24 protein-coding genes are annotated in these 23,992 nt (G+C 46.1%); 22 read left to right on the plus strand and 2 right to left on the minus strand.

The features are described 5' to 3' along the window. Positions 1–325 precede the first annotated feature (325 nt). Positions 326–532, minus strand: a complete 207-nt coding sequence (locus BK127_RS10825) for a DUF1657 domain-containing protein (protein ID WP_076230063.1) — start codon at positions 530–532, stop codon at positions 326–328. A gap of 144 nt (positions 533–676) precedes the next feature. On the opposite strand from BK127_RS10825, the gene BK127_RS10830 reads away from it, so the two are divergent. The 18 genes from BK127_RS10830 to leuS all read left to right on the plus strand — a co-directional run bounded on the left by BK127_RS10830 (position 677) and on the right by leuS (position 18,344). After that, positions 677–1,534, plus strand: a complete 858-nt coding sequence (locus BK127_RS10830) for a DUF421 domain-containing protein (protein WP_256711259.1) — start codon at positions 677–679, stop codon at positions 1,532–1,534. A 16-nt stretch (positions 1,535–1,550) separates the two neighbouring features. Continuing rightward, positions 1,551–2,024, plus strand: coding sequence for a stage V sporulation protein AC (gene spoVAC, locus BK127_RS10835; RefSeq protein WP_076230065.1), 474 nt, complete (start codon positions 1,551–1,553; stop codon positions 2,022–2,024). A gap of 3 nt (positions 2,025–2,027) precedes the next feature. Then, positions 2,028–3,041: a stage V sporulation protein AD gene (gene spoVAD, locus BK127_RS10840; protein WP_076230066.1), complete on the plus strand. Its 1,014-nt coding sequence runs from the start codon at positions 2,028–2,030 to the stop codon at positions 3,039–3,041. 14 nt (positions 3,042–3,055) lie between these two features. Continuing rightward, entirely contained in the window at positions 3,056–3,406 is a 351-nt protein-coding gene (spoVAE, locus tag BK127_RS10845) for a stage V sporulation protein AE (protein WP_076230285.1), read from the plus strand. Between the two features lie 232 nt (positions 3,407–3,638). After that, positions 3,639–4,598, plus strand: coding sequence for an AAA family ATPase (locus BK127_RS10850; RefSeq protein ID WP_076230067.1), 960 nt, complete (start codon positions 3,639–3,641; stop codon positions 4,596–4,598). A gap of 5 nt (positions 4,599–4,603) precedes the next feature. Then, positions 4,604–5,848 (plus strand): DUF58 domain-containing protein, encoded by a 1,245-nt coding sequence (locus BK127_RS10855; RefSeq protein WP_076230068.1) that lies wholly within the window; start codon positions 4,604–4,606, stop codon positions 5,846–5,848. Continuing rightward, positions 5,845–8,091: a DUF4129 domain-containing transglutaminase family protein gene (locus BK127_RS10860; RefSeq protein ID WP_076230069.1), complete on the plus strand. Its 2,247-nt coding sequence runs from the start codon at positions 5,845–5,847 to the stop codon at positions 8,089–8,091. The genes BK127_RS10855 and BK127_RS10860 overlap by 4 nt, the downstream gene beginning before the upstream one ends. Positions 8,092–8,252: 161 nt before the next feature. Next, the gene (locus tag BK127_RS10865; protein WP_076230286.1) at positions 8,253–8,750 is read left to right on the plus strand and encodes a YqeG family HAD IIIA-type phosphatase; all 498 of its coding nucleotides are present in this window, start codon (positions 8,253–8,255) and stop codon (positions 8,748–8,750) included. Positions 8,751–8,757: 7 nt separating this feature from the next. Further along, a complete protein-coding gene (gene yqeH, locus BK127_RS10870; protein WP_076230070.1) occupies positions 8,758–9,879 on the plus strand; it encodes a ribosome biogenesis GTPase YqeH in 1,122 nt (373 codons plus the stop codon). 21 nt (positions 9,880–9,900) lie between these two features. After that, complete coding sequence (locus BK127_RS10875; RefSeq protein ID WP_076230071.1) at positions 9,901–10,758, plus strand: shikimate dehydrogenase; 858 nt, start codon at positions 9,901–9,903, stop codon at positions 10,756–10,758. Between the two features lie 86 nt (positions 10,759–10,844). Next, entirely contained in the window at positions 10,845–11,138 is a 294-nt protein-coding gene (gene yhbY / locus BK127_RS10880) for a ribosome assembly RNA-binding protein YhbY (RefSeq protein ID WP_076230072.1), read from the plus strand. Between the two features lie 26 nt (positions 11,139–11,164). Continuing rightward, on the plus strand, positions 11,165–11,764 hold the full coding sequence (locus tag BK127_RS10885) for a nicotinate-nucleotide adenylyltransferase (protein WP_076230073.1): 600 nt from the start codon (positions 11,165–11,167) through the stop codon (positions 11,762–11,764). Further along, positions 11,742–12,314, plus strand: a complete 573-nt coding sequence (yqeK, locus tag BK127_RS10890; protein WP_076230074.1) for a bis(5'-nucleosyl)-tetraphosphatase (symmetrical) YqeK — start codon at positions 11,742–11,744, stop codon at positions 12,312–12,314. The genes BK127_RS10885 and yqeK overlap by 23 nt, the downstream gene beginning before the upstream one ends. Before the next feature lie 65 nt (positions 12,315–12,379). After that, a complete protein-coding gene (gene rsfS, locus BK127_RS10895; protein ID WP_076230075.1) occupies positions 12,380–12,727 on the plus strand; it encodes a ribosome silencing factor in 348 nt (115 codons plus the stop codon). After that, the gene (locus tag BK127_RS10900) at positions 12,724–13,656 is read left to right on the plus strand and encodes a CvfB family protein (RefSeq protein WP_076230076.1); all 933 of its coding nucleotides are present in this window, start codon (positions 12,724–12,726) and stop codon (positions 13,654–13,656) included. Before rsfS ends, BK127_RS10900 begins: the two co-directional genes overlap by 4 nt. A gap of 37 nt (positions 13,657–13,693) precedes the next feature. Next, positions 13,694–14,503: a class I SAM-dependent DNA methyltransferase gene (locus tag BK127_RS10905; protein ID WP_179097453.1), complete on the plus strand. Its 810-nt coding sequence runs from the start codon at positions 13,694–13,696 to the stop codon at positions 14,501–14,503. 303 nt (positions 14,504–14,806) lie between these two features. Then, a complete protein-coding gene (locus BK127_RS10910; protein ID WP_083689227.1) occupies positions 14,807–15,499 on the plus strand; it encodes a TraX family protein in 693 nt (230 codons plus the stop codon). Between the two features lie 394 nt (positions 15,500–15,893). Further along, on the plus strand, positions 15,894–18,344 hold the full coding sequence (gene leuS / locus BK127_RS10915) for a leucine--tRNA ligase (protein ID WP_076230077.1): 2,451 nt from the start codon (positions 15,894–15,896) through the stop codon (positions 18,342–18,344). A gap of 99 nt (positions 18,345–18,443) precedes the next feature. Here the strand turns inward: leuS and comER are convergent, their stop codons facing one another. Further along, complete coding sequence (gene comER / locus BK127_RS10920; protein ID WP_076230078.1) at positions 18,444–19,277, minus strand: late competence protein ComER; 834 nt, start codon at positions 19,275–19,277, stop codon at positions 18,444–18,446. Between the two features lie 175 nt (positions 19,278–19,452). On the opposite strand from comER, the gene BK127_RS10925 reads away from it, so the two are divergent. The 4 genes from BK127_RS10925 (at position 19,453) to BK127_RS10940 (ending at position 23,981) form a co-directional block, all read left to right on the plus strand. Continuing rightward, positions 19,453–20,031 carry a ComEA family DNA-binding protein gene (locus BK127_RS10925; protein WP_179097442.1) on the plus strand — a complete coding sequence of 193 codons (579 nt, stop codon included), beginning with the start codon at positions 19,453–19,455 and terminating at the stop codon, positions 20,029–20,031. Between the two features lie 79 nt (positions 20,032–20,110). Continuing rightward, positions 20,111–20,632 carry a deoxycytidylate deaminase gene (locus tag BK127_RS10930; protein WP_076230080.1) on the plus strand — a complete coding sequence of 174 codons (522 nt, stop codon included), beginning with the start codon at positions 20,111–20,113 and terminating at the stop codon, positions 20,630–20,632. 303 nt (positions 20,633–20,935) lie between these two features. Beyond that, the gene (locus BK127_RS10935; protein ID WP_076230081.1) at positions 20,936–21,193 is read left to right on the plus strand and encodes a hypothetical protein; all 258 of its coding nucleotides are present in this window, start codon (positions 20,936–20,938) and stop codon (positions 21,191–21,193) included. Positions 21,194–21,323: 130 nt separating this feature from the next. Next, a complete protein-coding gene (locus tag BK127_RS10940) occupies positions 21,324–23,981 on the plus strand; it encodes a DNA internalization-related competence protein ComEC/Rec2 (RefSeq protein WP_076230082.1) in 2,658 nt (885 codons plus the stop codon). The last annotated feature ends 11 nt before the right edge of the window (positions 23,982–23,992 follow it).

The following is a 23,992-nucleotide window of genomic DNA, read 5'->3' on the forward strand; positions in this document are numbered from 1 at the left end:
TAACGTGAACAATGAACGTATTATATCATTAAATTCCATATAGGCATATACACATTCCAAACAAATTACCGTGACATAGGATAGATCGGGAACATTATGGGTAGATGGGAGCCTGTTCATATGAAAAAACATACTAATCTTATCTTAGTACTTGTACTTTACATTTTATTACTTATATTTTTATGGATATTGGGTTGAACAAAATGGTATGTAATTCATATAAAAAGCCTTGAACTGCCATAAGTTGACAGTCACAAGGCTTTTTATATTTGGACAAGCTTTAGTCAATTTCGTGGATGGCGTTCAGCCTATAAGCTCCAATTAGTTAAAAGCCCTTGTATTGAGGCTCTTCACTTTCCAGTTGCTGAACACGTCCGCTGATTTGATCGCAAACTTGTTGGGTTGTTTGAGCAGCTTGCTCAAAAATCTGCTTGGCTTCCTGATTTTGTGTACTCAGAGCAAAGGTCTCTAAGCTCGCTTGTGCACTTTTTAACGAGGCCAGTGTAGTCTTTACGCTAGATGCTACAGTCATGATTGTTCACCTCCTTGTGTTTCACCTTTTACATTGTGCTCACAATTTTTGAAATCATGACTGGAATAATTTAGAAACCATAAGTCTGAGCAATGATGCAAATAATGTTACGGTGAGGTTTATTCCGGGAAGGAGAGAATGGGGATGGATTGGGTACACATTGCTGTCAGGTCGCTTGGAGCTATCGCGATGCTGTTTATACTGACAAGGTTATTAGGGAAAAAGCAGATTTCCCAGCTCACTTTTTTTGAATATATAACAGGTATAACTCTGGGTGAGCTGGCTGGTTTTATATCGACCGATATCGAAAATAATTATATGCACGGTATTGTTGCCTTATTGGTGTGGGCTTTGGTGCCGCTCGGATTGGAATTGATTACGCTGAAAAGCGTAACGCTGAGGGGCTGGTTCGAGGGGAAGGGAACGGTCATGATCAAGGAAGGTAAGGTCATGGAAAAGAACCTCAAGAAAGAACGTTATACGGTGGATGAATTGCTGGAGCAGCTTCGAACCAAAAGCGTATTTAATCCGGCGGAGGTCGAATTTGCAATGCTGGAGGCAAGTGGAGAGCTGAGCGTCATGTTAAAGAAGGAGAATCAGCCGCTTACAGCCAAGCATCTTGGTATTCAAACTGCACCTGAACAGGCTTCACAGGCTGTTATTATGGACGGTAATATCATGGAAGAGCCGCTCGCAACAGCAGGTTTAAATCCTGGATGGCTCAGGACAGAATTGGAGAAAATCGGCGTAACAGTAGACAATGTGTTTCTGGGGACTGTTGATTCGTATGGAGCGCTGTATGTCGATTTGTATGACGATATGCTCAAGCTGCCGGTAAATAACGAAAGAAGGCTGCTATGGGCTACGATCAAAAAATGCGAGGCAGATTTAACCTTATATGGCTTATCAACAGTAGATGTATCGGCGAAGAAAATGTACGAGGACTGCACCTTGCAGCTGCAAAAGCAAATCAGGCTGCTTGAGCCCGTATTAAAAAGATAAGAAAGGAAGCGATGAAATGGCTTCAAAAACCAAGCAAAAATTGACCTGGACACAGCAGGAATACCAAGTGTTGGCCAAAAAGAAGGAGCCATCCCGGCCGGTTCTGAAAAACTGCCTGAGGGCTTTTTTAGTCGGAGGGATCATTTGTGTGATAGGTCAAGGGTTAACTGAAATGTTCATACATGCGTTCGGGTTTCCGGCAGAAAAGGCAGGTAATCCTACAGTGGCCGTGCTTATTTTATTGTCAGTCATTCTTACCTGCTTTGGATGGTATGACAAGCTTGCGCAATGGGCAGGAGCCGGTTCAGCAGTTCCCGTAACTGGGTTTGCCAACTCGATGTGCTCAGCAGCTCTTGAGCATAAAAGTGAAGGTTTTGTGTTAGGTGTGGGTGGAAACATGTTTAAATTAGCCGGATCCGTTATTGTGTTCGGCATCGTGGCTGCCTTTGTTGTCGGACTGGTTCATTTAGTTTTTAACATAGGAGGATGAGCGATGCTTCAGGGACATCAAAGCTGGGCATTTCAGAATCGACCCGTCATAACGGGTGTTGCCACTGTCGTTGGCCCTGAGGAGGGGGCGGGACCACTGGGTGATGATTTCGATATTGTTCACGGGGATATGATTCTCGCGCAGGATAGCTGGGAAAAGGCAGAGCGTCAATTGATGGATGAAGCCGCCAAGCTCGCTGTCGAAAATGCAGGATTGACAAAAGAAAAGCTTCAGTTCTATGTAGGTGGCGACTTGATGAATCAAATAATAAGCAGTACATTTGCCGCACGAACGCTAGCAATCCCATACATCGGTATTTTCGGGGCATGCTCCACCTCAATGGAAGGGTTAGCGGTAGCATCCATGCTGACGGATGCAGGTTATGCAAATGATGTAATGGCTGGAACCTGCAGCCACAATTGCACCACAGAGAAACAGTTTCGTTACCCGACCGAATATGGCTCACAGAAGCCTCCCACTGCTCAATATACGGTAACAGGTGCAGGAGCAGCTGTAGTCTCACGACATGGAAAGGGACCGGTTGTCACTGGTGCAACCATCGGTCGCGTAGTGGACATGGGCATAAAGGATCCGTTTAATATGGGGGCAGCGATGGCACCTGCCGCGGTCGATACGATGCAGGCGCATTTTAAGGATTTTGACAGAGAACCTGGGTACTACGATTTAATTGTAACAGGCGATTTGGCCAAGGTCGGCTATGATATTGCCAATGAATTGCTCATTAAGCACAAGATACCCATTCATCAAACTACGTATAACGACTGTGGCCTGATGATTTATGATCGTGAGAAGCAGCCTGTTATAGCAGGGGGGAGCGGCTGTGGATGCTCGGCCGTGGTGACCTATGGTCACATTCTTAAAAAGCTGATTAAAGGCGATTATCGTAAAGTTCTAATCATCGCTACTGGTGCTCTGCTGTCACCGCTCTCGTTTCAACAAGGGGAAAGCATACCCTGTATCGCTCATGCTGTAGCTATTGAAAGTGGGGTGAACTAAGTTTGGAAACCTTTATGGATTTTGTCTGGGCGTTTATTATCGGTGGCGCGATATGTGTGGTTGGTCAACTGCTTATGGATGTGGGGAAGCTTACCCCTGCACATACCATGAGTACACTTGTTGTGAGCGGCGCGGTGTTGGATGGAATCGGCTGGTATGATCCGTTAATTCGCTTTGCGGGTGCTGGCGCGACGGTACCGATTACAAGCTTTGGGAATGCGCTCGTTCACGGAGCTCTACAGGAGCTTAAAGAGGATGGTGCCATAGGTATTATCACAGGTATTTTTAATGTGACAAGCGCCGGTATATCATCCGCGATTATCTTTTCATTTCTGGCCGCTCTCGTTTGCAGGCCGCGAGGGTAAAGTTCCCATTTGATGAAACCAAATGCAAGTATTGTACGTAACCTTAATAAGGTCCGTTGCACTCCAGGGGCTAGTCCTTTGGAGTTTTTCTGTTTTCAAAATGTCTCCAAATGTGTAATTTTACAAACAATTTTAGCGTATTTGCACGTATACGGCCATTTTTTAATCCTGTAAAATAGAAAGAGAAACGCTCTGCCCACTTATTATATACACCCCAAGGAGGATCAGGAACATGGAGGCCATTGTCAGTGAAGATATAGGAGTGCTAAAGCGCATACAAGCGAATTTGGAGTCTTGCATCCTCGGTAAGACAGATGAAATTAAATTACTTATGACAGCCATGTTAGCAGGCGGACACGTTCTCTTGGAGGACGTACCCGGTACAGGGAAGACGATTTTAATCAAATCATTAGCCAAATCAATCCGTGGTCAATTCCGACGTATTCAATGCAATCCTGATTTACTTCCCACCGATATTACTGGAGTTTCGATATATCATCCAAAAGATGAAGTGTTCATCTTCAGACCTGGCCCAATCATGACACATATTTTGCTGGCAGATGAGATTAACCGGGCCACTACCAAGACCCAATCTGCTTTGCTGGAAGCAATGGAAGAACGCCATATTACCGTGGATGGTGACACGCATGAGCTGCCACAGCCATTCATGATGTTAGCTACGCAAAATCCGATTGATTTTGAAGGAACGTATACACTGCCGGAAGCGCAGCTAGACCGTTTCATGATGAAGTTCAGTCTGGGCTACCCGGATGAGGCAACTGAAACGAAAATGATTATTTCACAAAGCATCGTACATCCCATAGAGAAGCTGGAGCCTGTAGCTGATATTGAACACATACTCGGGATGCAGCAAAGAGCGAAGCGGGTACATCTGGATGATGCGGTCGCCAGCTATCTCGTTTCTATCACAAGGCAAACCCGTGAGCACACTTCGATTTTTCTTGGCGCAAGTCCCCGTGCGACCCTGGCGTTGGTACAGGCAGCTAAAGCCTTTGCATTACTGCAGGAAAGGGATTATGTAATCCCGGACGACATCAAGTTTTTGGCTCCATACGTGTTGGGGCATCGCCTCATTCTGAATGCTGAAGCCCGGATGGACGGTGCTACGGTGCAATCCGTATTGCAGTCTGTGTTTCAACAGGTGAGAGTACCCGTACGAATGGAGAAGTGAGCAGGATGCGAGAAGCCATCGTTCAGAAGCTTACCGAATTACCACGTATGAGCAAACAATTTTGGGCGGTCCTGCTTAGCTTGCTGGGAAGTTTGGGCTTTCTGTTGTTTCAAGGCGGGAAGCTGGCACTTATGCTGTTTGTGGTCATGCTCGTTTTAAGCATCTATTTGTTGCTCGGACAGTGGAGCGGCATCAAACGGACACAGGGTGCACGGACACTGCATAATGCCGAAACGACTAATACAATGGAAGCGGGCAGCTCACTCACAGTCACGATTCAATTGCAAATTCCTGGATTTTGGCCAATGCCTTATATATTTGTTAAAGATCGCTTGACTCACAAAAACGGCAGTGAGCTCGCATTTGAATCGACGATAGTTCCCGATTGGAGACGTCGCGGAGAGTGGGAATACCGGACACCTGCATTGCGCAGAGGTTCCTATACCTTTGGTACGACCGAATGTGTAACGGAAGATATATTTGGATTATTTGAGCATAGTGGTACTCTAAAGCTGCCCAATAGCATTGTAGTCCTGCCGCAAACCGTGCAAATCCGCGAATGGCAGCAATATCATCAAATGATGAAAGGCACAAACCACCATTCTACAACGACTCGTGCAGTGCGTGAAACTACGCAGATCAATGGCGTTCGCGAGTATATTTATGGGGATCGATTGTCTCGTATTCACTGGAATGCGACAGCCAAAACAGGAACCTGGAAATCAAAGGAATTTGAGAGGGAGTCTTTGCCCAAAACCTACCTGATTCTGGATCGTAACCGCAAAGCATACGGAGATCCGGAGGATTTTGAACTCGCTGTGTCTGTTGCTGCGTCTTTGTTTCAATACGGGGCCGGTCGCAGTCTGGCTCTGGGCCTGGTGTCTACAGGAGCGGATGATGTGTATTTCGAGCCCAAGCCTGGTCAAAATCTGCTAAAAGCGGTTCAACAGCATTTTATTCACGTGGAGGCTGACGGCACATACAATCTTCGTCAAGTATTGAGGGAAAAGGTGCAGCACCTGGTTCCCGGCAGCTTTATTACCTTAATAACTCCGCAGTATGGTGAGCCGGTAATACAAATTTTTAATTGGCTTAAGCAGCTTCAGTTGAATCCTTGTCACCTATGGATATGTTCGGGCGCTACCGATCAAGAGGCTTGGCTGAAAAGACTGCAATCGGTTGGTGTGGTTGGGTATCCGATCCATTCACTTCATGAGCTTCCGGTTGTGCTGGGAGGGAGAAGTGGATGAGCGAGCTGATGGTTGAGAGGACACCTGTGTGGCGACGCATGCTTTTGACAGATTGGCCGCATCGGTTGACGGTTTTGCTGGTTGGCTTGCTGTTACTGCAATTTGTTAGCTGGATTACAAAAGAAAATGGATTATGGCTCCCGGAGACTGTACGTATTGTTCAACTAACACTGCTAGTAACCTTTCTTCTGGAACATATTCCGAGGCTTCACTGGCTAGTGCGCGGCTTGATACAAATGATTGCTGTAATTGCTCTTAACGCTCATGTTTTACTTGATTATAAAATCATTGAAGATGTGTCGGTATCCAGCTATTTTTCTTCGCAGCTTTTTCTGAATTTATATCAATTGACGCCCTATTTATGGTTTGCACTGAGCACCTGGGTTATTTATCTGGCATTGATCTGGTGGGTAGAGGTCAAGTGGAGAGTTTATTTGCTGATGATCGTCAGTGTTCTCGCGATGTGTATCCGTGATTCCTTCTCAAATGTATATTTGTGGCCTCAGGTAGTGATGGTGGTGGGCTGCGGGTTGTTCCTGTTGATCTTATGTCATTTTCAGCGGCTGCGTCAAAAAGATCCGACTGCGTGGAGCTACCTCGCTGATTATCCGACGTCAATCTCGGTTCCGGTTATTACATTGGTCTGTTTGACGTTATCAATTGGTTCCATCATGCCGGAAGTCAGTCCTGTATTGACCGATCCATATACGGCATGGCGTAATTTTCAAGGCCAACCGGTTAATTTTACCACAGGTAAAGGTGTTGAGGTTGCAGCTGCTACGGCTTCGGGGGATGCTTCTTCCGGATACAGTCGCAATGACACGGCTCTTGGTGGGGGATTTGAATTCGATTTCACTCCGGTTATGACTGTAGAAACCTCACATCGAAGCTATTGGCGTGGCGAGACACGCAGCTTTTACAGCGGTAAGGGCTGGGAGCTCGGGGAAGGCGATAGACGTGCTCCTGTAAGTACGGTACGAGCGGATGTCGCGTTGGCCCCTGATCCAAGAGCTGCCGGCAGCAAGCTGAAAACCATTGAGGTTACTCAAACGGTAACGATTTTGTCTGAGGAAAAATATCCTGTATTATTCGGAGCTTTCAGCTTGCAAAAGGTAGTCGATCTGGGTGGTGTCAAAACAGGTTTTGAACCTTTGCTCTGGGCGCCATCGCAATCCGAACTGCGATTTAACGAACAGCAGCGTCAGGCATTTCCTAAGTCGTACACCATCGTCTCACAAATGCCGATTGTGGATGAAGAGGGCTTGCGTCAAGCGCCTGCGGAGCTGCCGAACCGTGCAGAGCTGGCTGAATACTTACAGCTGCCTGACAACACACCAAATCGTGTCCGTCAGCTGGCAGCAGATATTACGAAGGATACGGTGAGTCCTTATGATAAGGCAAAGAAAATCGAACAATATTTGCGTCAAACGTATCCCTACACGAATAAGCCTGATCTCACCAAAGGAAAAAGTCGCGATTTTGTAGAGCGTTTCTTGTTTGAAATCAAGGAAGGCTATTGTGATTATTTCTCATCGGCAATGGCAGTGCTTTCCAGATCATCCGGACTTCCTACACGTTGGGTGAAGGGATATGCTTCTGGCACTACGACAGTACCTGATGAATATTTGAATATGTCGGTTGAGCAGGGCATGCTGGACCCTGATGCTGCAGGTGTATATACCGTTCGTAATGCGGATGCGCATTCCTGGGTTGAAATTTATTTTAGCGGATATGGCTGGATTCCTTTTGAGCCTACATCAGGCTTTGTTCTGCCGCGTGCCGCGCAATTACAGGAAACCGTGATTGATCCTTCGACATTACCTGAGATTCCGGAAACTACAGAAGAGGCGGCCGTTTTTTCAAATTCAGGGCATATTGCCGGTATCAGTGGATTGGTTCTGTTTGTTATTGCATTAATTGCTTTTCTGATATGGAAGCTGCAGCTAGTCGATCTTGTTAAAGAGCGGATTGAACGCCGGAGAGCTTCACTCTTGAAGCAAAAGGTCATCGTAGAATGTGAACGAATGCTGCGGATTTGCCGACGAAATGGCTATACCCGTGATGAGCATGAGACTCTGCGAGAAGCGACCCGCCGATGGATCAAGCAGAGCAAATGGATGAAGGCCGATTTGGAGCAGGTGTTATCCATCTTCGAGAAAGCGAAGTACAGCAATGCAGAAATAACAGAAGATGATTGGCAGAGCACAACCCAATTGGTCGAAAAGCTGCGTTCGCAATTTTGATTTAGAGATTGATTGAGTAACAATTTTAAGTTCATGAAGCTGTGGCCTGGCAGCCTGCTGTCAGGCTTTTGACTGTTTATCGTTATTATTATTTTGCCACACCTAACTGGCTGTGGTATAGTTTGACGTATGTAGGTATGATCGTTCCCGAGGTGATTTCTTTGTTAAAAAGGCTGCTTCCACAATTACAAGTCAACACGATATATGATATTGATCTCAATGATCTATGGGCCAAAGGTGTTCGTGGTATTATAACAGATCTTGATAATACGCTAGTTGGTGCCAAAGCACCACTGGCTACACCGGAATTAATCGAGTGGCTCAAGGTTGTCGGACAGATTGGATTTCAAGTCGTGATTGTTTCCAACAATAATAAGCTGCGGGTTAGCAAATTCGCTGAACCGCTGCTGTTGCCTTTTATTTATCGGGCCAAAAAGCCAACCAGTGCGGCCTTTCACAAAGCACTAGGTATGATGAAACTGCTGCCAAGTCAGACAGTAGTTATTGGGGATCAGATGATGACCGACGTGCTTGGCGGGAACCGGATGGGGCTGTTTACGATTCTGGTGCTTCCAATTGCAAAGGGAGATGAAGGTTTTTTTACGAAAGTTGTCAATCGCTCGCTCGAGAAAGTAGCTACAAGTTGGATGAAAAGGTAGGTAAACCATGACAGAAGAGATTGCAGAAGTAAAAGCCTGTGCCGGCTGCGGTGTGAAGCTGCAAATGGAGCATGCGGACAAGCTGGGTTATGTTCCGGCGCAAGCATTGGATCGTTCGCCGATCATATGCCAGCGCTGTTTTCGCATGAAAAATTATAACGAGTCCTCAGGTATCACTCTAGACCACAATGATTTTTTGAAGCTGCTGAGTCACGTAGGCCATACGAAATCGCTGGTCGTCAATATTGTCGACATCTTCGATTTTGAAGGCACATTGATCAGTGGCTTGCCGCGTTTTGTTGGAGATAATCCGATTGTGTTGGTTGTCAACAAAATTGATTTGCTGCCAAAGGTGACCAATTACAACCGAATCGTCAATTGGATTCGTAAGCAGGCTAGTGAATTTGGTCTTAAGGTTGTTGAAGTTGTACTGTGTTCGGCCAAATTGAATATGGGCTTTGACCGTGTGATTAAGGCATTGGACGAGCATCGGGATGGCCGTGATATCTATGTCGTTGGAGCTACGAACGTCGGCAAATCGACATTGATTAACCGTCTGATCCGTGATTATAGTGACCTGGAATCCGAACTGACAACGTCCCAGTACCCGGGAACGACTCTAGATCTGGTGAAGATACCGATGGATGATGGTACCTTTATTATCGATACACCGGGTATTGTGTACCCACACCGATTGACAGAGCTTGTGAGCAAGCAGGATTTGACTACGTTGATGCCTGATAAAGTCGTCAAGCCGGTCGTATTTCAGTTAAATGAAAAGCAGACGATATTTTTCGGCAGCTTTGTGCGTTTTGATTTTATTCAAGGTGCACGTCAATCGTTTACCTTTTATGTATCCAATGCAATCACCCCGCACCGGACCAAGCTGGAGCGTGCCGATGAGCTGTATGCAGAGCATAAAGGTGTCATGCTCGCACCACCGACTCTTGAGGCTTTGGAGCTATTGCCGAAGCTGAACAAGGTACCTGTACGTATTCCGAAGGGTAAAATATACGACGTTTCGATATCGGGCCTCGGCTGGATTAAAGTAAACAGCGATAGTGGTGCCGATCTGGCTATTCATGTTCCCAAGGGAGTTAAGGTTGCTGTACGTGAGGCAATGATATAAAGCGGGAGGAACGAAGAAATAATGGGGAAACAGAAACTGGACAGCAACACGATTTTGTATGGTGTATTCGGGGATCCGATTCGCCATTCCAAATCGCCGATTATGCTGAATCGCGCTTTTGAGGAATCGGGAATTAACGCGGCTTATGCGGCATTTCATATTAAGCCGGGCCAGCTTAAGTCTGCTATTGAAGGAATCCGTGCGCTGCAATTTCGTGGTGTTAATGTTACCATTCCACATAAGGTAGAGGTCATGGATTACATGGACGAAATCGATGAAGGCGCCCGGATCATCGGAGCAGTCAATACGATTGTCAATGAGGATGGGCGTCTTATTGGCCATAATACCGATGGTATCGGTTACGTGAGGTCCTTGAAAGAAGAAACCGGAATCGATTTACGTGGTAAACATATATTAATGCTCGGAGCTGGGGGCGCAGCACGTGGAGTCGGATATGCACTAGCCATGGAGGGCGCGGCACATATCTATATTGCCAATCGCACCCGTGATAAAGCCATAGAACTTGCGCAATCCATGTCCAGCTTCACCACTGCCACTGGTTTAGGGCTTGATGAGATTGGTGACATTGTCGGTAAGGTCGGTTTGATCGTGAATAATACTTCGGTCGGTATGCACCCTAATATCAACGATGTACCTATGGATACTTCATTGATCCTTGATTCTACCGTAGTCAGCGATCTGGTTTACAACCCGTTGGTGACGAAGTTTCTACGTGAATCCGAATCTCGGGGTGCAACCATACACAGCGGCTTGGGTATGTTTATTTATCAGGGTGCGTACGCTTTCGAGTACTGGACAGGTGCTTCGGCCCCTGTAGCGGCTATGCGTCAGGCTGTCATTGATTCATTTAACACGTAGACTCGGAGCTTGCTGCAATTTTGAATTCATGTTAAGCCCGATCGCAGATCACTATATTTACTCAAGAATAGAGGATAACGATAATTATGCTAACAGGTAAACAAACAAGACATTTACGCGCTTTAGCGCACCATTTGAACCCGATTTTCCAGGTGGGCAAGGGTGGAGTGAACGAGCATTTAATCAGACATATCAACGAAGCATTGGAAGTACGCGAGTTGATCAAAATTACGGTGCTTAATAACAGTGGCGAGGATCGCAAAGAAGTTGGTGAACAATTGGCTGAACAAGCGGATGCTGAGCTCGTGCAGGTTATTGGTAAAATCATCGTACTGTACAAAGAGTCCAAAGATCACAAAACAATTGTGCTTCCGGTATAGATTTTTGAGCTAGAAGAGGTGAGAGCATGAAGGTTGGAATCATGGGAGGTACCTTTGATCCTATTCATATCGGACATTTGATTGCTGCCCAACACGCGTGTGAGCAGGCCCTTTTGGATGAGGTCTGGTTCATGCCAACAAATGTGCCCCCTCATAAGGAAAAAGGCCCGCTGGCTACGCCTGAGCAGCGTTGGGACATGGTATGTCGTGCGGTCGAGGACCACCCCCATTTTCGTCCTTTTGATTTTGAGTTAAGGAAGGGCGGTATTTCATACAGCATTGATACCGTAACCGAGCTTCTTCAAATCCATCCCAACATTCATTTTGCCTATATTATTGGTGCGGATATGGTACAGTATTTGCCCAAATGGTACAGGATTGATGAATTGGTGCAGAACATTACATTTATCGGCCTTCAGCGTCCGGGTTATGTATGGGATTTGAATCTGCTGCCAGAAACTATTCGTAAAGCGGTTATTGCTGTGGAAATGCCCTTGATCGAGCTCTCATCCAGCTTGATCCGACTGCGTCAAGCTGAAGGGAAATCGGCTCGCTATTTAGTGCCGGATCGAGTAAATGAATATATGGTGGTGAATCGGATTTATGAATCGCAAACAGCTGATTGATGCGGTAAAGGTACAAATGCCTGCTGCCCGTTGGGAGCACACGTTAGGTGTGATGGAAACGGCTGTGTTACTCGCGAGGAGCTATCAAGGTGATGCGGACAAGGCGCATTTGGCTGCCGTACTGCATGATGTTTGTAAATATTGGCCGGTCAAGGATCAGGGTAATGTGATTCGCGATCATGGCTTACCTGCCGATTTACTAGAGTATGATAAGGAAATATGGCATGCGCATGCGGGTGCTTTCATTGCAGAGCGGGATTACGGGGTTGACGACGAAGAGGTATTGGATGCAATCCGTTATCATACAACAGGGCGTAAACATATGACCCAGCTGGAAAAAATCGTTTGTCTCGCAGATTATATCGAACCTGGAAGAGATTTTCCGGGTGTGCATAAGATTCGAGAAATCGCCGAATATAGTATGGAGAAAGCTCTCTTGATGGCGTTTGATGGAACGATCATTTTTTTGCTGGAAAAGGGAAAAAAGGTGTATCCGCTAACGATAGAAGCAAGAAACGGTCTAGTGGATGAAGTGAAATCCGTTGGATAGATTGAATTGAAAGTAAACCCAGCTAAGTAGAAATTGCAATACAGTGAGATCGAGGAGGAAATGAAATGAGTCTTACACCAGAAAAATTAGTAGACCTAGTTGTCGAAGCAGCTGAAGATAAAAAAGCAATGAATTTGATCGCGTTAAACCTACAGGGGGTTTCGCTGATTACGGATTATTTTGTTATATGCCATGGTAATTCAGAAACACAGGTTCAGGCTATTGCTACGGAAATTCGTAAAAAAGCTGAACAAAATGGTGGTCGCGTACGTGGATTAGAGGGTATGGATACAGCACGTTGGGTACTGGTTGATTTAGGCGATGTGATTGTTCATGTTTTCCATCGTGAAGATCGGGAATATTATAATATAGAGCGTCTTTGGTCAGATGCCAAGGTGGTAGAACGCGTATGATATTGGATGCAGGAAGAACTTATAAACTGAAGGTTGCCAAGGAAATCGCTCCACACGGCTATTTTGTAACGGATGGCACTCAGGAAGTATTGCTCCATTACAGTGAGGTCGTAGGAACGATTAAGCCAGGTGATTCGGTAGATGTGTTCTTGTTCTATGATACACAGGATCGTCTTGCCAGTACGATGAAAAAACCATTGATCCAGCTGGGTGAGATTGCACTTCTGGAAGTTGTCGATATTCACCCGCGGTTCGGCTGTTTTCTGGAAATGGGCTTAGGTCGCAATTTGCTGCTTCCATTCAGGGAACAACCCGATCTGCGTGAGCTTCGACCCCAAGTAGGGGATAAGGTGTTTGTTGAACTTGCCCATGACCGACAAGGCCGATTGCTGGCAAGAGTTGCCGGTGAGGCTGAGCTTAAGCCGATGTGCTTTGACGCTCCAACCAGCTGGAAAAATACCTGGGTTAGCGCAAGAGTATACAAGCCGCTGCAGATGGGTACCTTTGTTGTTTGTGACGGAGGCGTTGTTGGATTTGGTGTCATTGGTATGATCCACTCCACTGATCGTACCAGAAAGCTGCGTCTCGGTGAGCAGGTTGATGTACGGATAAGCTTTGTTCGCGAGGATGGCAACGTGAACTGTTCAATGAAGGCTGTGAAAGAGGTTGGACGGGATGAGGACTCGGAGCGGATTCTTGCCTTTTTGCGTGAAAGACCAAACGGTTCCATGCCTTATTCGGACGAGTCCCCGGCGGATGCCATTAATGAACGGTTTCAGATCAGTAAATCGGCTTTTAAGCGGGCTATTGGTAAATTAATGCGTGAAGGCCTTGTGTATCAGGAAGGCAGCTGGACTCATCTGAAGCAGGGGCAACAACCTGAGGATAATCAGGAGCTCAAGACTGAGAGTCAGTCGGACGGAGAATAAATAGCTGTGAATTGTCAATTAGTAAAGGTGTTGAATGATTGTGGCTTATAATCAGTTTGCTTATTACTATGACCGATTGATGGAGGGCATGCCTTACGCTGAATGGCTGGAATTTCTGCAGCAGTGCTGGAAACAATATGGGCTTCCACAAACGATTGCAGATCTCGGGTGCGGTACAGGTAGTCTAGCGCTGCCGCTTGCGCAGCAAGGTCACGAAGTCTATGGCATCGATTTGTCAGAGGATATGCTGGCGGTAGCACAGCAAAAGGCACAAGAAGCTGAGTCTCAGCATCTTTTTCAGGGAAAAGGTAGAGTGACTTGGCTGCAGCAGGATTTGCGCGACTGGTCCTTGCCGGTCCAGGTTGATGCGGTAATCTCCTTGTGTGATTGTATGAATTATTTGCTGGAGGAAGAGGATGTGCAGCAGGCATTCAGGCAGGCATACGATGGTCTCAAAGCTGGAGGTATATTTGTATTCGATGTCCACACCCCTCTGCAGCTGGAAAGCTATGCGGAGGAACAGCCTTTTTTTCTAAATGAAGACGACATTGCTTATATTTGGACGAGTGAGCTGGATGAGGAACGCTGTGAAATCGAGCATTCACTAACCATATTTAGTCAGGTTCCTGCGAACATCGGAAAATCAGGCTATGAACAAGGGGACTATTTCCAGCGTTTAGAGGAATATCATTCGCAGCGTGCTTATTCGCTTTCATGGCTAAAGCAGCAGTTATTGGCTGTCGGTTTTAACGAAGTGGCTTGTTATGGTGATTTTGTATGGAAGCCTGCAACAGATACGACGCAGCGCGCCTTTTTTGTAGCGAGGAAGCAGTTGGACTCCATATAAACCAACGCTCCTGCGCTGCTACAGCTTCATAAGTAGACTCCATATACATAAAATGATTCCCCATAGTGGTAAAGCTAACAAAATTCCGTTCATGATACCCAACATATGGCCCACCTCGTTCTTGTGTGATCGGAGCTGCCGATGTTCCGCTGACAGCTGATATTGTTATCTTTTCCATTTGGGAAACTCTCTAATCATGCTGACTATCGCCGAATAGACCTCGATTCCGCTTTATATAGTGGTCATCGAGGTTTATTCACGGCATGGAGGACACTATCTAATAGAGAAAGCGGGGGTACCCCTATGAGCGATGAAAACAGCACTGTGCAGCCCTTGGTTAAGGCAAAACCGTTGGGGATGCAGCGGGAGCTTCTCCAAATTGTAGCCATGCTGACCATGCTCATTGATCATATTGGAGCAGCCTTATATCCGGATCAATTTGTGGTATTGCGTTTTATTGGACGGCTTGCTTTTCCGCTGTATGCTTTTGGTATCGTTCAAGGATACCTCTACACGCATAATATTCAGAAATACGTGCTGCGGTTGGGATTATTAGCGCTCATTTCCCAATTTCCATTTATGTGGGCCTTCGACTATATAGAAGTGAATGTGATCGGTACCTTTTTTATATGCATTTTGACATTGATTGCGATGGAACGTACGCGGATTATTTTATTGCAAATCCTGATTGCTTGTGCAGCTTTCCTGTTGTTCAGCTGGATTCCAACGGATTACGGTACCTACGCGTTGATGATGATTTTGATCTTCAGGTATACATCTTCCTATTTTGCCTTGCTATTGCATTTTTTCTTGAATCTGTACTATTACTGGACAGGCGGCGTTATTTATCAATTTATTAGCATGGTGTCTACAATCTGGTTGATTTGGGGAGCCAAAGCGAGGCCAATCCCGTTTACCATTCCACGGTGGCTCTGGTTATCGTTTTACCCTGCTCATTTATTCATTCTTGCCATCATCAAATGGCTATTTTATTGAAAAAACGGTGTGTATAAGCAGGCGTGACTTGACACAGCAGCCGTTTTTTACATATAATCGCCTTATATGAACTAGCGGCAGTGATAGGAAGTAGTAGCTACGTACCATTTTTCAGAGAGTCAGTGTTAGGGTGAGAGCTGGCATATGGGAAGAGTGAACTCGTCTTGGAGCCAGAAGGTCAATGCTTGAACGATGCTGATGTTGAATACGTCAACAGAGCAAACACAAGTCTAACCGGATCGTTGCCCCCGCGTTAAGGGGAAGAGTGAACACGGGCAAAGCATGCTCGCTGTTAACTAGGGTGGTACCACGGGAAGCACGCCTCTCGTCCCTAGCCGTTGCGCTAGCGATGAGGGGCTTTTTTGTTTGGACATAATGAAAGGGGATTAACAGGATGACAGAGGAAATCAAAGAACAGCAGGGCTATAACCCGCAGGCCATCGAGCCGAAATGGCAAACATATTGGGACAATCATAAATCCTTCAAAGTGCTGGAGGACGATAGCAAGCCGAAATTTTATGCGTTGGATATGTTTCCTTATCCGTCGGGAGCCGGACTTCACGTAGGGCATCCAGAGGGCTACACGGCTACGGATATCGTTTCCCGTTATAAAAGAATGCGCGGCTATAACGTGCTGCACCCGATGGGCTGGGACGCGTTCGGTCTGCCTGCAGAGCAGCATGCACTGGATACGGGGCAGCATCCCAGAGACATTACGATCAAAAATATTAATAATTTCCGCCGTCAAATCAAGTCGCTGGGTTTCTCCTACGATTGGGGCCGCGAGGTCAGTACGACCGACCCGGATTATTATAAATGGACGCAGTGGATTTTTATTCAGCTGTATAACAAAGGGCTTGCTTATGTAGACGAGGTTGCTGTGAACTGGTGTCCGGCTTTGGGTACGGTATTGGCTAATGAAGAAGTCATTAACGGCTTGAGTGAGCGCGGTAATCATCCGGTCGTACGTAAGCCGATGCGTCAATGGGTCCTGCGAATTACTGAGTACGCTGAGCGGCTGCTGGATGATCTGGAGGAGCTGGACTGGTCCGAGTCGATTAAAGATATGCAGCGGAACTGGATCGGGAAATCGAAGGGTGCCGAGGTTGTATTTGCGATTGATGGTCATCAAGGTGAAGGCTTGAGGGTATTTACCACTCGCCCAGATACTCTGTTTGGTGCCACCTACTGCGTTATGGCCCCTGAGCACGATTTGGTAGCGAGCATTACAACACCTGAGCAAGACGCAGCGGTGAAGGTTTACCAGGAAAAAGCCTCACACAAAAGTGATCTGGAGAGAACGGATCTGGCCAAGGATAAATCCGGTGTATTCACAGGCGCATATGCGGTCAATCCCGTTAATGGCACGAAGGTACCGATCTGGATTTCCGATTATGTGCTGGCTGGATATGGAACGGGCGCGATTATGGCTGTACCTGGGCATGACCAACGCGACTGGGAGTTCGCCAAGCAGTTTGACTTGCCGATTGTTGAGGTTATTGCAGGCGGAGATATTACGAAGGAAGCTTATTCAGGAGACGGAGCGCATGTTAATTCAGAGCTGTTGAACGGATTGACGAATGTGCAGGCGATTGCCACGATGATTGAATGGTTGGAGGCGAACGGTAAAGGTTATGGCAAGGTTACTTACAGATTGCGTGACTGGTTGTTCAGCCGTCAACGTTATTGGGGTGAGCCGATTCCGATTCTACATCTTGAGGATGGCACAATGAAAACTGTCCCTGTCGATCAATTGCCTTTGCTGCTGCCGGATATCGAGCAAATCGCTCCCTCTGGTACAGGAGAATCACCACTGGCTGTTGTCACAGAATGGGTAGAAACCATAGATCCTGAGACCGGCATGAAAGCGCGCCGCGAAACAAACACGATGCCGCAATGGGCAGGCAGCTGCTGGTATTATCTACGTTTTATCGATCCGAAGAATGACAAGGAGCTATGCTCACAGGAGCTTCAGCAAAAATGGCTGCCAGTGGACTTGTACATTGGCGGTGCCGAACATGCTGTGCTTCACTTGCTGTACGCACGTTTTTGGCATAAGGTGTTGTACGATCTGGGTGTGGTTGCAACGAAAGAGCCTTTCCACAAGCTGGTCAATCAGGGTATGATTTTGGGTGAAAACAACGAAAAAATGAGTAAATCGCGTGGTAACGTGATCAACCCGGATGAGATCGTTAATGAATTCGGCGCGGATACGCTGCGGATGTACGAAATGTTTATGGGACCGCTAGAAGCAACGAAGCCTTGGAATATTAACGGTGTTGAGGGGAATTTCCGTTTCCTGAACCGGATTTGGCGGATGTTTGTCGGGGATAATGGTCAGCTTCATTCCAAAATATCTTCTGACGAGACCTTGGGAAGTGAATCCTTCAAGCGTACATGGCATCGTTCGATCAAAAAAATTACCGAGGATTTTGAAGCGCTGCGTTTTAACACGGCAATCAGCCAATTGATGATTTTTACAAACGAGGCTTATAAAACAGATCGTCTGCCTAAAGCGGCAATGGAGCATTTTGTTCAAATGCTTTCCCCGATCGCGCCTCATATCGCTGAGGAGCTGTGGGAGAAGCTGGGGTACACGGGTTCGGTTACCTATGCCGAATGGCCTGTGTATGACGAAGCATGGACTGTTGATAATGAAATCGAAATCGTGGTACAGGTGAATGGAAAAATCGTGGAGCGCGCACTTGTTTCCAAGGACGCGGATGAAGCGGCTCTGCAAGAATTGGCGATGGGCTCTGAGAAGGTACAGGAAGCTATGGCTGGCAAAACCGTGAAGAAAGTAATCGCGGTAAAAGGAAAGCTGGTTAACATCGTAGTTGGCTAATCGAGGCTGGCTGCCAATCGAATTCTGATTGCTTGACTAATTTAAATAACCGTCCGGTTTCACGGACGGTTCATACGAGGAAAACGTGAAAGCATCGCGTTAGTCGGCACTTGCGCCGAAAAACCGTGCTTTCACTTTTTCCACATCTTCTTCATATTTGGAATGAGTTGTGCGGATAAGTTTATTAAACATCCCGTGCAGCTCATTTTCCATTATACGGAGCCCTTCGGCCGTAATTCCACCTGGCACTGCAACCTGCTTTTGCAAAGAAAGTGGCGTAAATCCGCCAACGGTCAACAGCTTGCCTGTTCCAAGCAGCATTTCGCATGCTAGTCGTGTCGCTTCAGGCTCGGAAATTCCGGTTTCTTCAACTGCGGCATCGACAAATTTTTGTATGAAATAAGCTATAAATGCCGGTCCAACACTTGTCAGGTCAGATGAAATACGCGCATGCTCCTCGGATATACGTATCGGCGTACTGATGAAGGCAAGTAAGTTCTCGACTAGGTCAATATCTTGCTCAGACATGCGATCACTATACATACATAGAGTCGCACCGCTGGATACATAGTTGGTAATGCTGGGTATTATTTTAGCAATCTTGCAGTTGAGCTGCCCTTCCAAATGACTAATAAGCACAGGGCTTGTTATGGACACAAGAATGTGTGAACCATCTATCTCGTCCTTCAGATCATCAATGACTGCTTTATATTCTAACGGCTTGACGCATATAAACAATATTTCGGAACGCTGTAAAACATCGATGCTGGAGTGGGAAACTCGGATACCGGGATAGGCAGCTGCTAATCGTTCTGCTTTGGACAGGGTGCGGTTTGTGATCGTAATTTGCTCCGGTAGGAGCGCACCCGCTTGAATGAACGCTTCGATTAATATGCTGCCCATGTTGCCCGTACCGATGAATCCAACTTGCATAGCCATCCCCCCTTGGATCAGTAGACCTTCCTTTATGCCTATGCGGATGAGGTTGGGATTATACCTGTAATTGAGTTGTGTTCATGAAAGGGAATTGTACAGTATACGATCTAAGTGGAACGCAATGATGAATCATATTCAAATTTACTCTCACCAGAACGGAGGGAATTTACTTTTGAACCTTAACAGTGGATGGAGCATCAAATGGGTAGTGTGGCTTGTAACTGCTGCTTTTATTTTGGTCATTGTGTGGTGGGGTTACTCTTTGTATGGACGTAGTTTGTCCCAGTCGACCGGATGGCACAATGCTAATGAAGAGATGCAAACGTTTTTGCTCAAGCAGTCAGAAGAAAAGCTGAAGAAGGCAGAAACTTCCGGTGAACCGGGAAAGAATTCCTCGACACCCGCAAAAGTAATCACAGATAAAAATGTTCCCAAGGACACAGAAACCACCGCCCAAACGAAACCAGACCCACTGGTGCTAGAGTCCGCTCCTGCCGTGAATAAACCCGATCCTGTGTTGCCTGACCCAGCTGCCAAGCCAGTATCAACTAAAGGCACGATGAATCTTAACAAAGCCACGCAGGCGCAGTTGATTACTATACCTGGCATCGGTGAAGCCAAAGCCAAAGCTATTATTGCCCATCGCAAGCAAATTGGAGGTTTTCAGAGAATCGATAAGCTGTTGGATGTGAAAGGGATTGGGGAGAAGCTGCTGGAGAAAATGAAGCCCTATCTGGTGCTGGAACCTTGATCAAGCCTTTTGTTTTGAGGAAAAGTATGAGAAAATAGTATCGATACCTATTCTATTATAACTTATGGAGAACCAACTAATGACAACCCGCAAAGATTGGGATACTTACTTTTTGGATATGGCTTATATGGCTTCCACCCGTTCCCGCTGTAACCGCAGACATGTTGGAGCTGTACTGGTGCAAGGAAAAAAACTTCTGGGTGCTGCTTATAATGGTGCGCCTATGGGGGTACCGGATTGTTCGGAAGCCGGCTGCATGCTTGTAGAAGAATACGAGCTTTTAAATCTTGAAGGCTCTGAGCAGGTTCTAAAAAAACAGCGCTGTATTCGCACTATCCATGCCGAGCAGAACCTGTTGCTGTTTACAGATCCAAAGGATCGTGAGAATTCTGTCGTTTATGTAACTGACCAACCATGCTGGACCTGCTCGAACATGCTGGCTAACAGCGGAGTTACCGAAATCGTGTATCATCGCCCATACAACAAGGACAGTGCCAAGGTGACAGCATTAATGGAGCAAAAAGGAATTATATTTCGCAGTTTGGAGTCCTATGTACCGCCTTCTGGAACGAGTGATCCTATCAAGGATGGTTCGGAGTGATGGACAGGAGATCTGTGAACCATGTACCGCGAAAATTCATTCCTATGAAATTGGATATTTTATTCAAGATGGTATTTGGCAGTAGCAAGGTGATATTAGGTGATTTTTTGTCCGCAGTAGTTGGCAGCAAAGTGATATTATCATACTGAGTTCAATATCAGAAGAGAAAATGGCAAACTATTTAGTAATCACTAATCACTTCATTTTTTGAAGCTTCCCAAGCTAACTGAATCAAAAAAGCCTGTAAAAAGGCTTGAGCTATGGTTGAAGTTTTTAAATGCTGGATCTGAGGAGGAATTGAAAATGATTTCAGATCAAGATTCATTGCTTGCAGATGCATACTTGGAACGAATTAAAGCATTTGCGGATGAAGCTAAAATACACGAAATTGATGCCAGTCAAAAAGAATTGATGGATAGCATAACCTCTATTAACTATGCTAAACAAGAAGGTAGGATTGAGGTTGTGAAAGAGATGTATGCTGGTGGTATGTCAATTGAAACAATAGCTAAAGTTCTCAAGCAAAGTGAAGCTGAGATCCGCAAATATGTAAATATGTAGACATCGGGATTTATAAGGATAATCATAAGCATAGTATTATGGGGAAGAACCTCTTAATGCACCCTTAGGTGCAAGAGGTTTTTTTGCGTTGTATCCGTTATTACATGAATGATGTAAAGGAGGCTGCTGGATGAATCGACCTCTCGTAGTATGCACGCTGCTGTGGATTAGCGGTTATGCATTGGCGTATTTATTCAATCTGGGCTGGTTATCTCTATATGTAAGTTTACTATTAGCAATAGCTATGGTTATATATTGGGGGTTGGGCTTGAAATTCAGAATAGGCGTATGCGCGGTACTACTCGTGTTGATTGGTGCAGGTTATTATGAGAATTATGACCAAGCCAATCGCAGTGATATTTCACTGCCGCATGATGCAGAAGGAGCTGGAGAAGCCAGCATGGTTCTGGCAGGCTTTATTGCATCACGAGTAGAGGTTGACGGGGATAAGGCATCCTTTACTTTAATGGTTGAAAGCCAACAGCAGGAGAAGCAGGAGGATGAGTCCAGCAAGCTCGGTGCAAAGCCTAAGTCTGTAAAAGAGCCGATAGCTGTAAATGTAAAGCTGTTAACCCGTGAGGAGCAGCAGCGCGCCTATTCCTGGCAGAGGGCAGATCGAGTCGTTCTCCAAGGGGTAGTCAAGCTCCCATCGAAAGCACGGAATTTTGACGGGTTTGATTATCGTGACTACTTGCGGCTGCAGCATATTCATTGGACTGTGAGTGTCAAAGGGATTGCTTCGGTACAGGTTACACAGCCACAGACATGGACCTTCGAGTCTATATTACGCTGGAATGATCAATTTCGGATGATTCTTGCCCAACGGATTTCAGACATATTCCCTGCTGCTCAGGGAGGATTTATGCAAAGCATGCTGATCGGTTTAACTGATGATATGGACCCTGTTCAATTTCAGCAATTTTCACAGCTTGGATTAACACATATTTTAGCGGTGTCCGGATTGAATGTTGCGGTATTTCTTGCTTGTTTGCTATGGATATTGCGTAAATTACGTTTTACGAGAGAGACCTGTATCCTTACAGCTATTGCGCTGATGCCGCTATACATTGCTCTGACAGGGGGCTCACCATCTATTGTTCGAGCAGGATTAATGGCGATGATCGGTTTATACGCGGCGTATCGTCATACACTAAAGGACGGCTTGCACTCCGTTCTGTTCGTAGGTTTTGTCATGCTGTTATGGGACCCATACTACTTACTGGATGTCAGCTTTCAGCTCTCATTTTTGGTAACCATAGGGTTAATTGTCGGAGTACCGCCTGTTAATACCATTCTGCCGATCCGTTCGCAGCTATGGAAAAATACACTTTCGATCTCGTTAGTAGCTCAATTGATTTCTTTTCCGGTATCGATTTATTATTTTAATCAATTATCACTGCTGTCGCTGGCAGCCAATTTGTGTCTGGTCCCTGTATTCAGTATGGTCACGATGCCAGGAGGCACTGCGGCTCTGGTTATCGGCTTCATCTATGTTCCTGCAGGGCAGGCATTAGCCTGGCTTGTCGCCAAGGTTAATGATTGGGTGTTCATGGTCGTTTCGATCTCGAGTAAATGGGATGGCTTTCAAACGATTTGGCCAAGCCCCAGCATCAGCTGGATGATTGCTTACTATATGGTTCTCACATTTCTGGTAGGAGTGCTTATTCGTTTGAAAAACGAACATCATAAAGCAGCTGAACCTATGCTAAAGGCTGTTCGACCCGGCTGGAACCTTGAAAGAAATAGCCAAATGCAATGGAATTGGATGAAGAAAAAATTGCCACTGCCTCTGGCAAGCATAAGCTTGATCGCTCTATTGGTATATGCCTATGTTCCTGACCGTTGGCATTCAGCGGGGGAGGGACATGTGGATTTTATCGATGTGGGCCAGGGGGATAGTATTTTAATACGTTCACCAATCAGTCGCAGTGTAATTTTGATTGATGGCGGTGGGACAGTAAGCTTTCATAAACCGGGAGAGGAGTGGAAGCTGCGCAAAAGTCCGTATGAAGTGGGAAGTAAGCTGCTAGTACCTTTATTAAAAAAACGCGGTATACAGCAGATAGACTATTTAATAATCTCCCATGAGGACGCCGATCATATCGGAGGCTTGCAAGCTGTATTGGAGCAAATTCCGGTAAAGCAGCTGGTGTATAATGGTACCTTCAAACCAGGCACAGCAGTAGAAAAATTGTTCCAGACTGCTTTGAATAAGCAGGTGAAGCTCGTTAAAGCCATTGCCGGAAACACACTAAAGGTAGACGCGTCTACGGAGCTGTTGGTGCTGCATCCAATACCGGGACCAGCTGCGGTGGAACTGCATATAGAGAAAGAGCAAAATGGCCAATCGGTTGTGCTCATGATGCGTATGGGGAACACAAGATGGCTATTTACCGGAGATATGGACCAAGCTGCCGAAACGGCTGTAGCACAAATGACAGCTGCTTACAAGTCCGTTGACAATACTCATACAAGTAGCCTCCAAGATGCTAAGGAGAAGCCGCTTAATTTGCCTGAATTGATGCTGCAAGGACCCATTGATGTGCTGAAGGTTGCTCACCACGGCAGCAAGACCTCTACATCCAATAATTGGATTCAGGCTTATCAGCCCAAAATGGCGGTTATATCTGTAGGTGCAAGCAATGTTTATGGTCACCCGCATCCTACTGTTGTAGAGCGTTTACAGCAGCACGGTATTCAGATTATGCGTACCGATAGGATGGGAGAAGTGCAAATGACGGTTAATAACGGAGAGATAAAGGTGAGGACGAAGCTTGAAATGAACTGATATTTAGCTAT

This window comes from Paenibacillus sp. FSL H7-0331, from assembly GCF_001956045.1.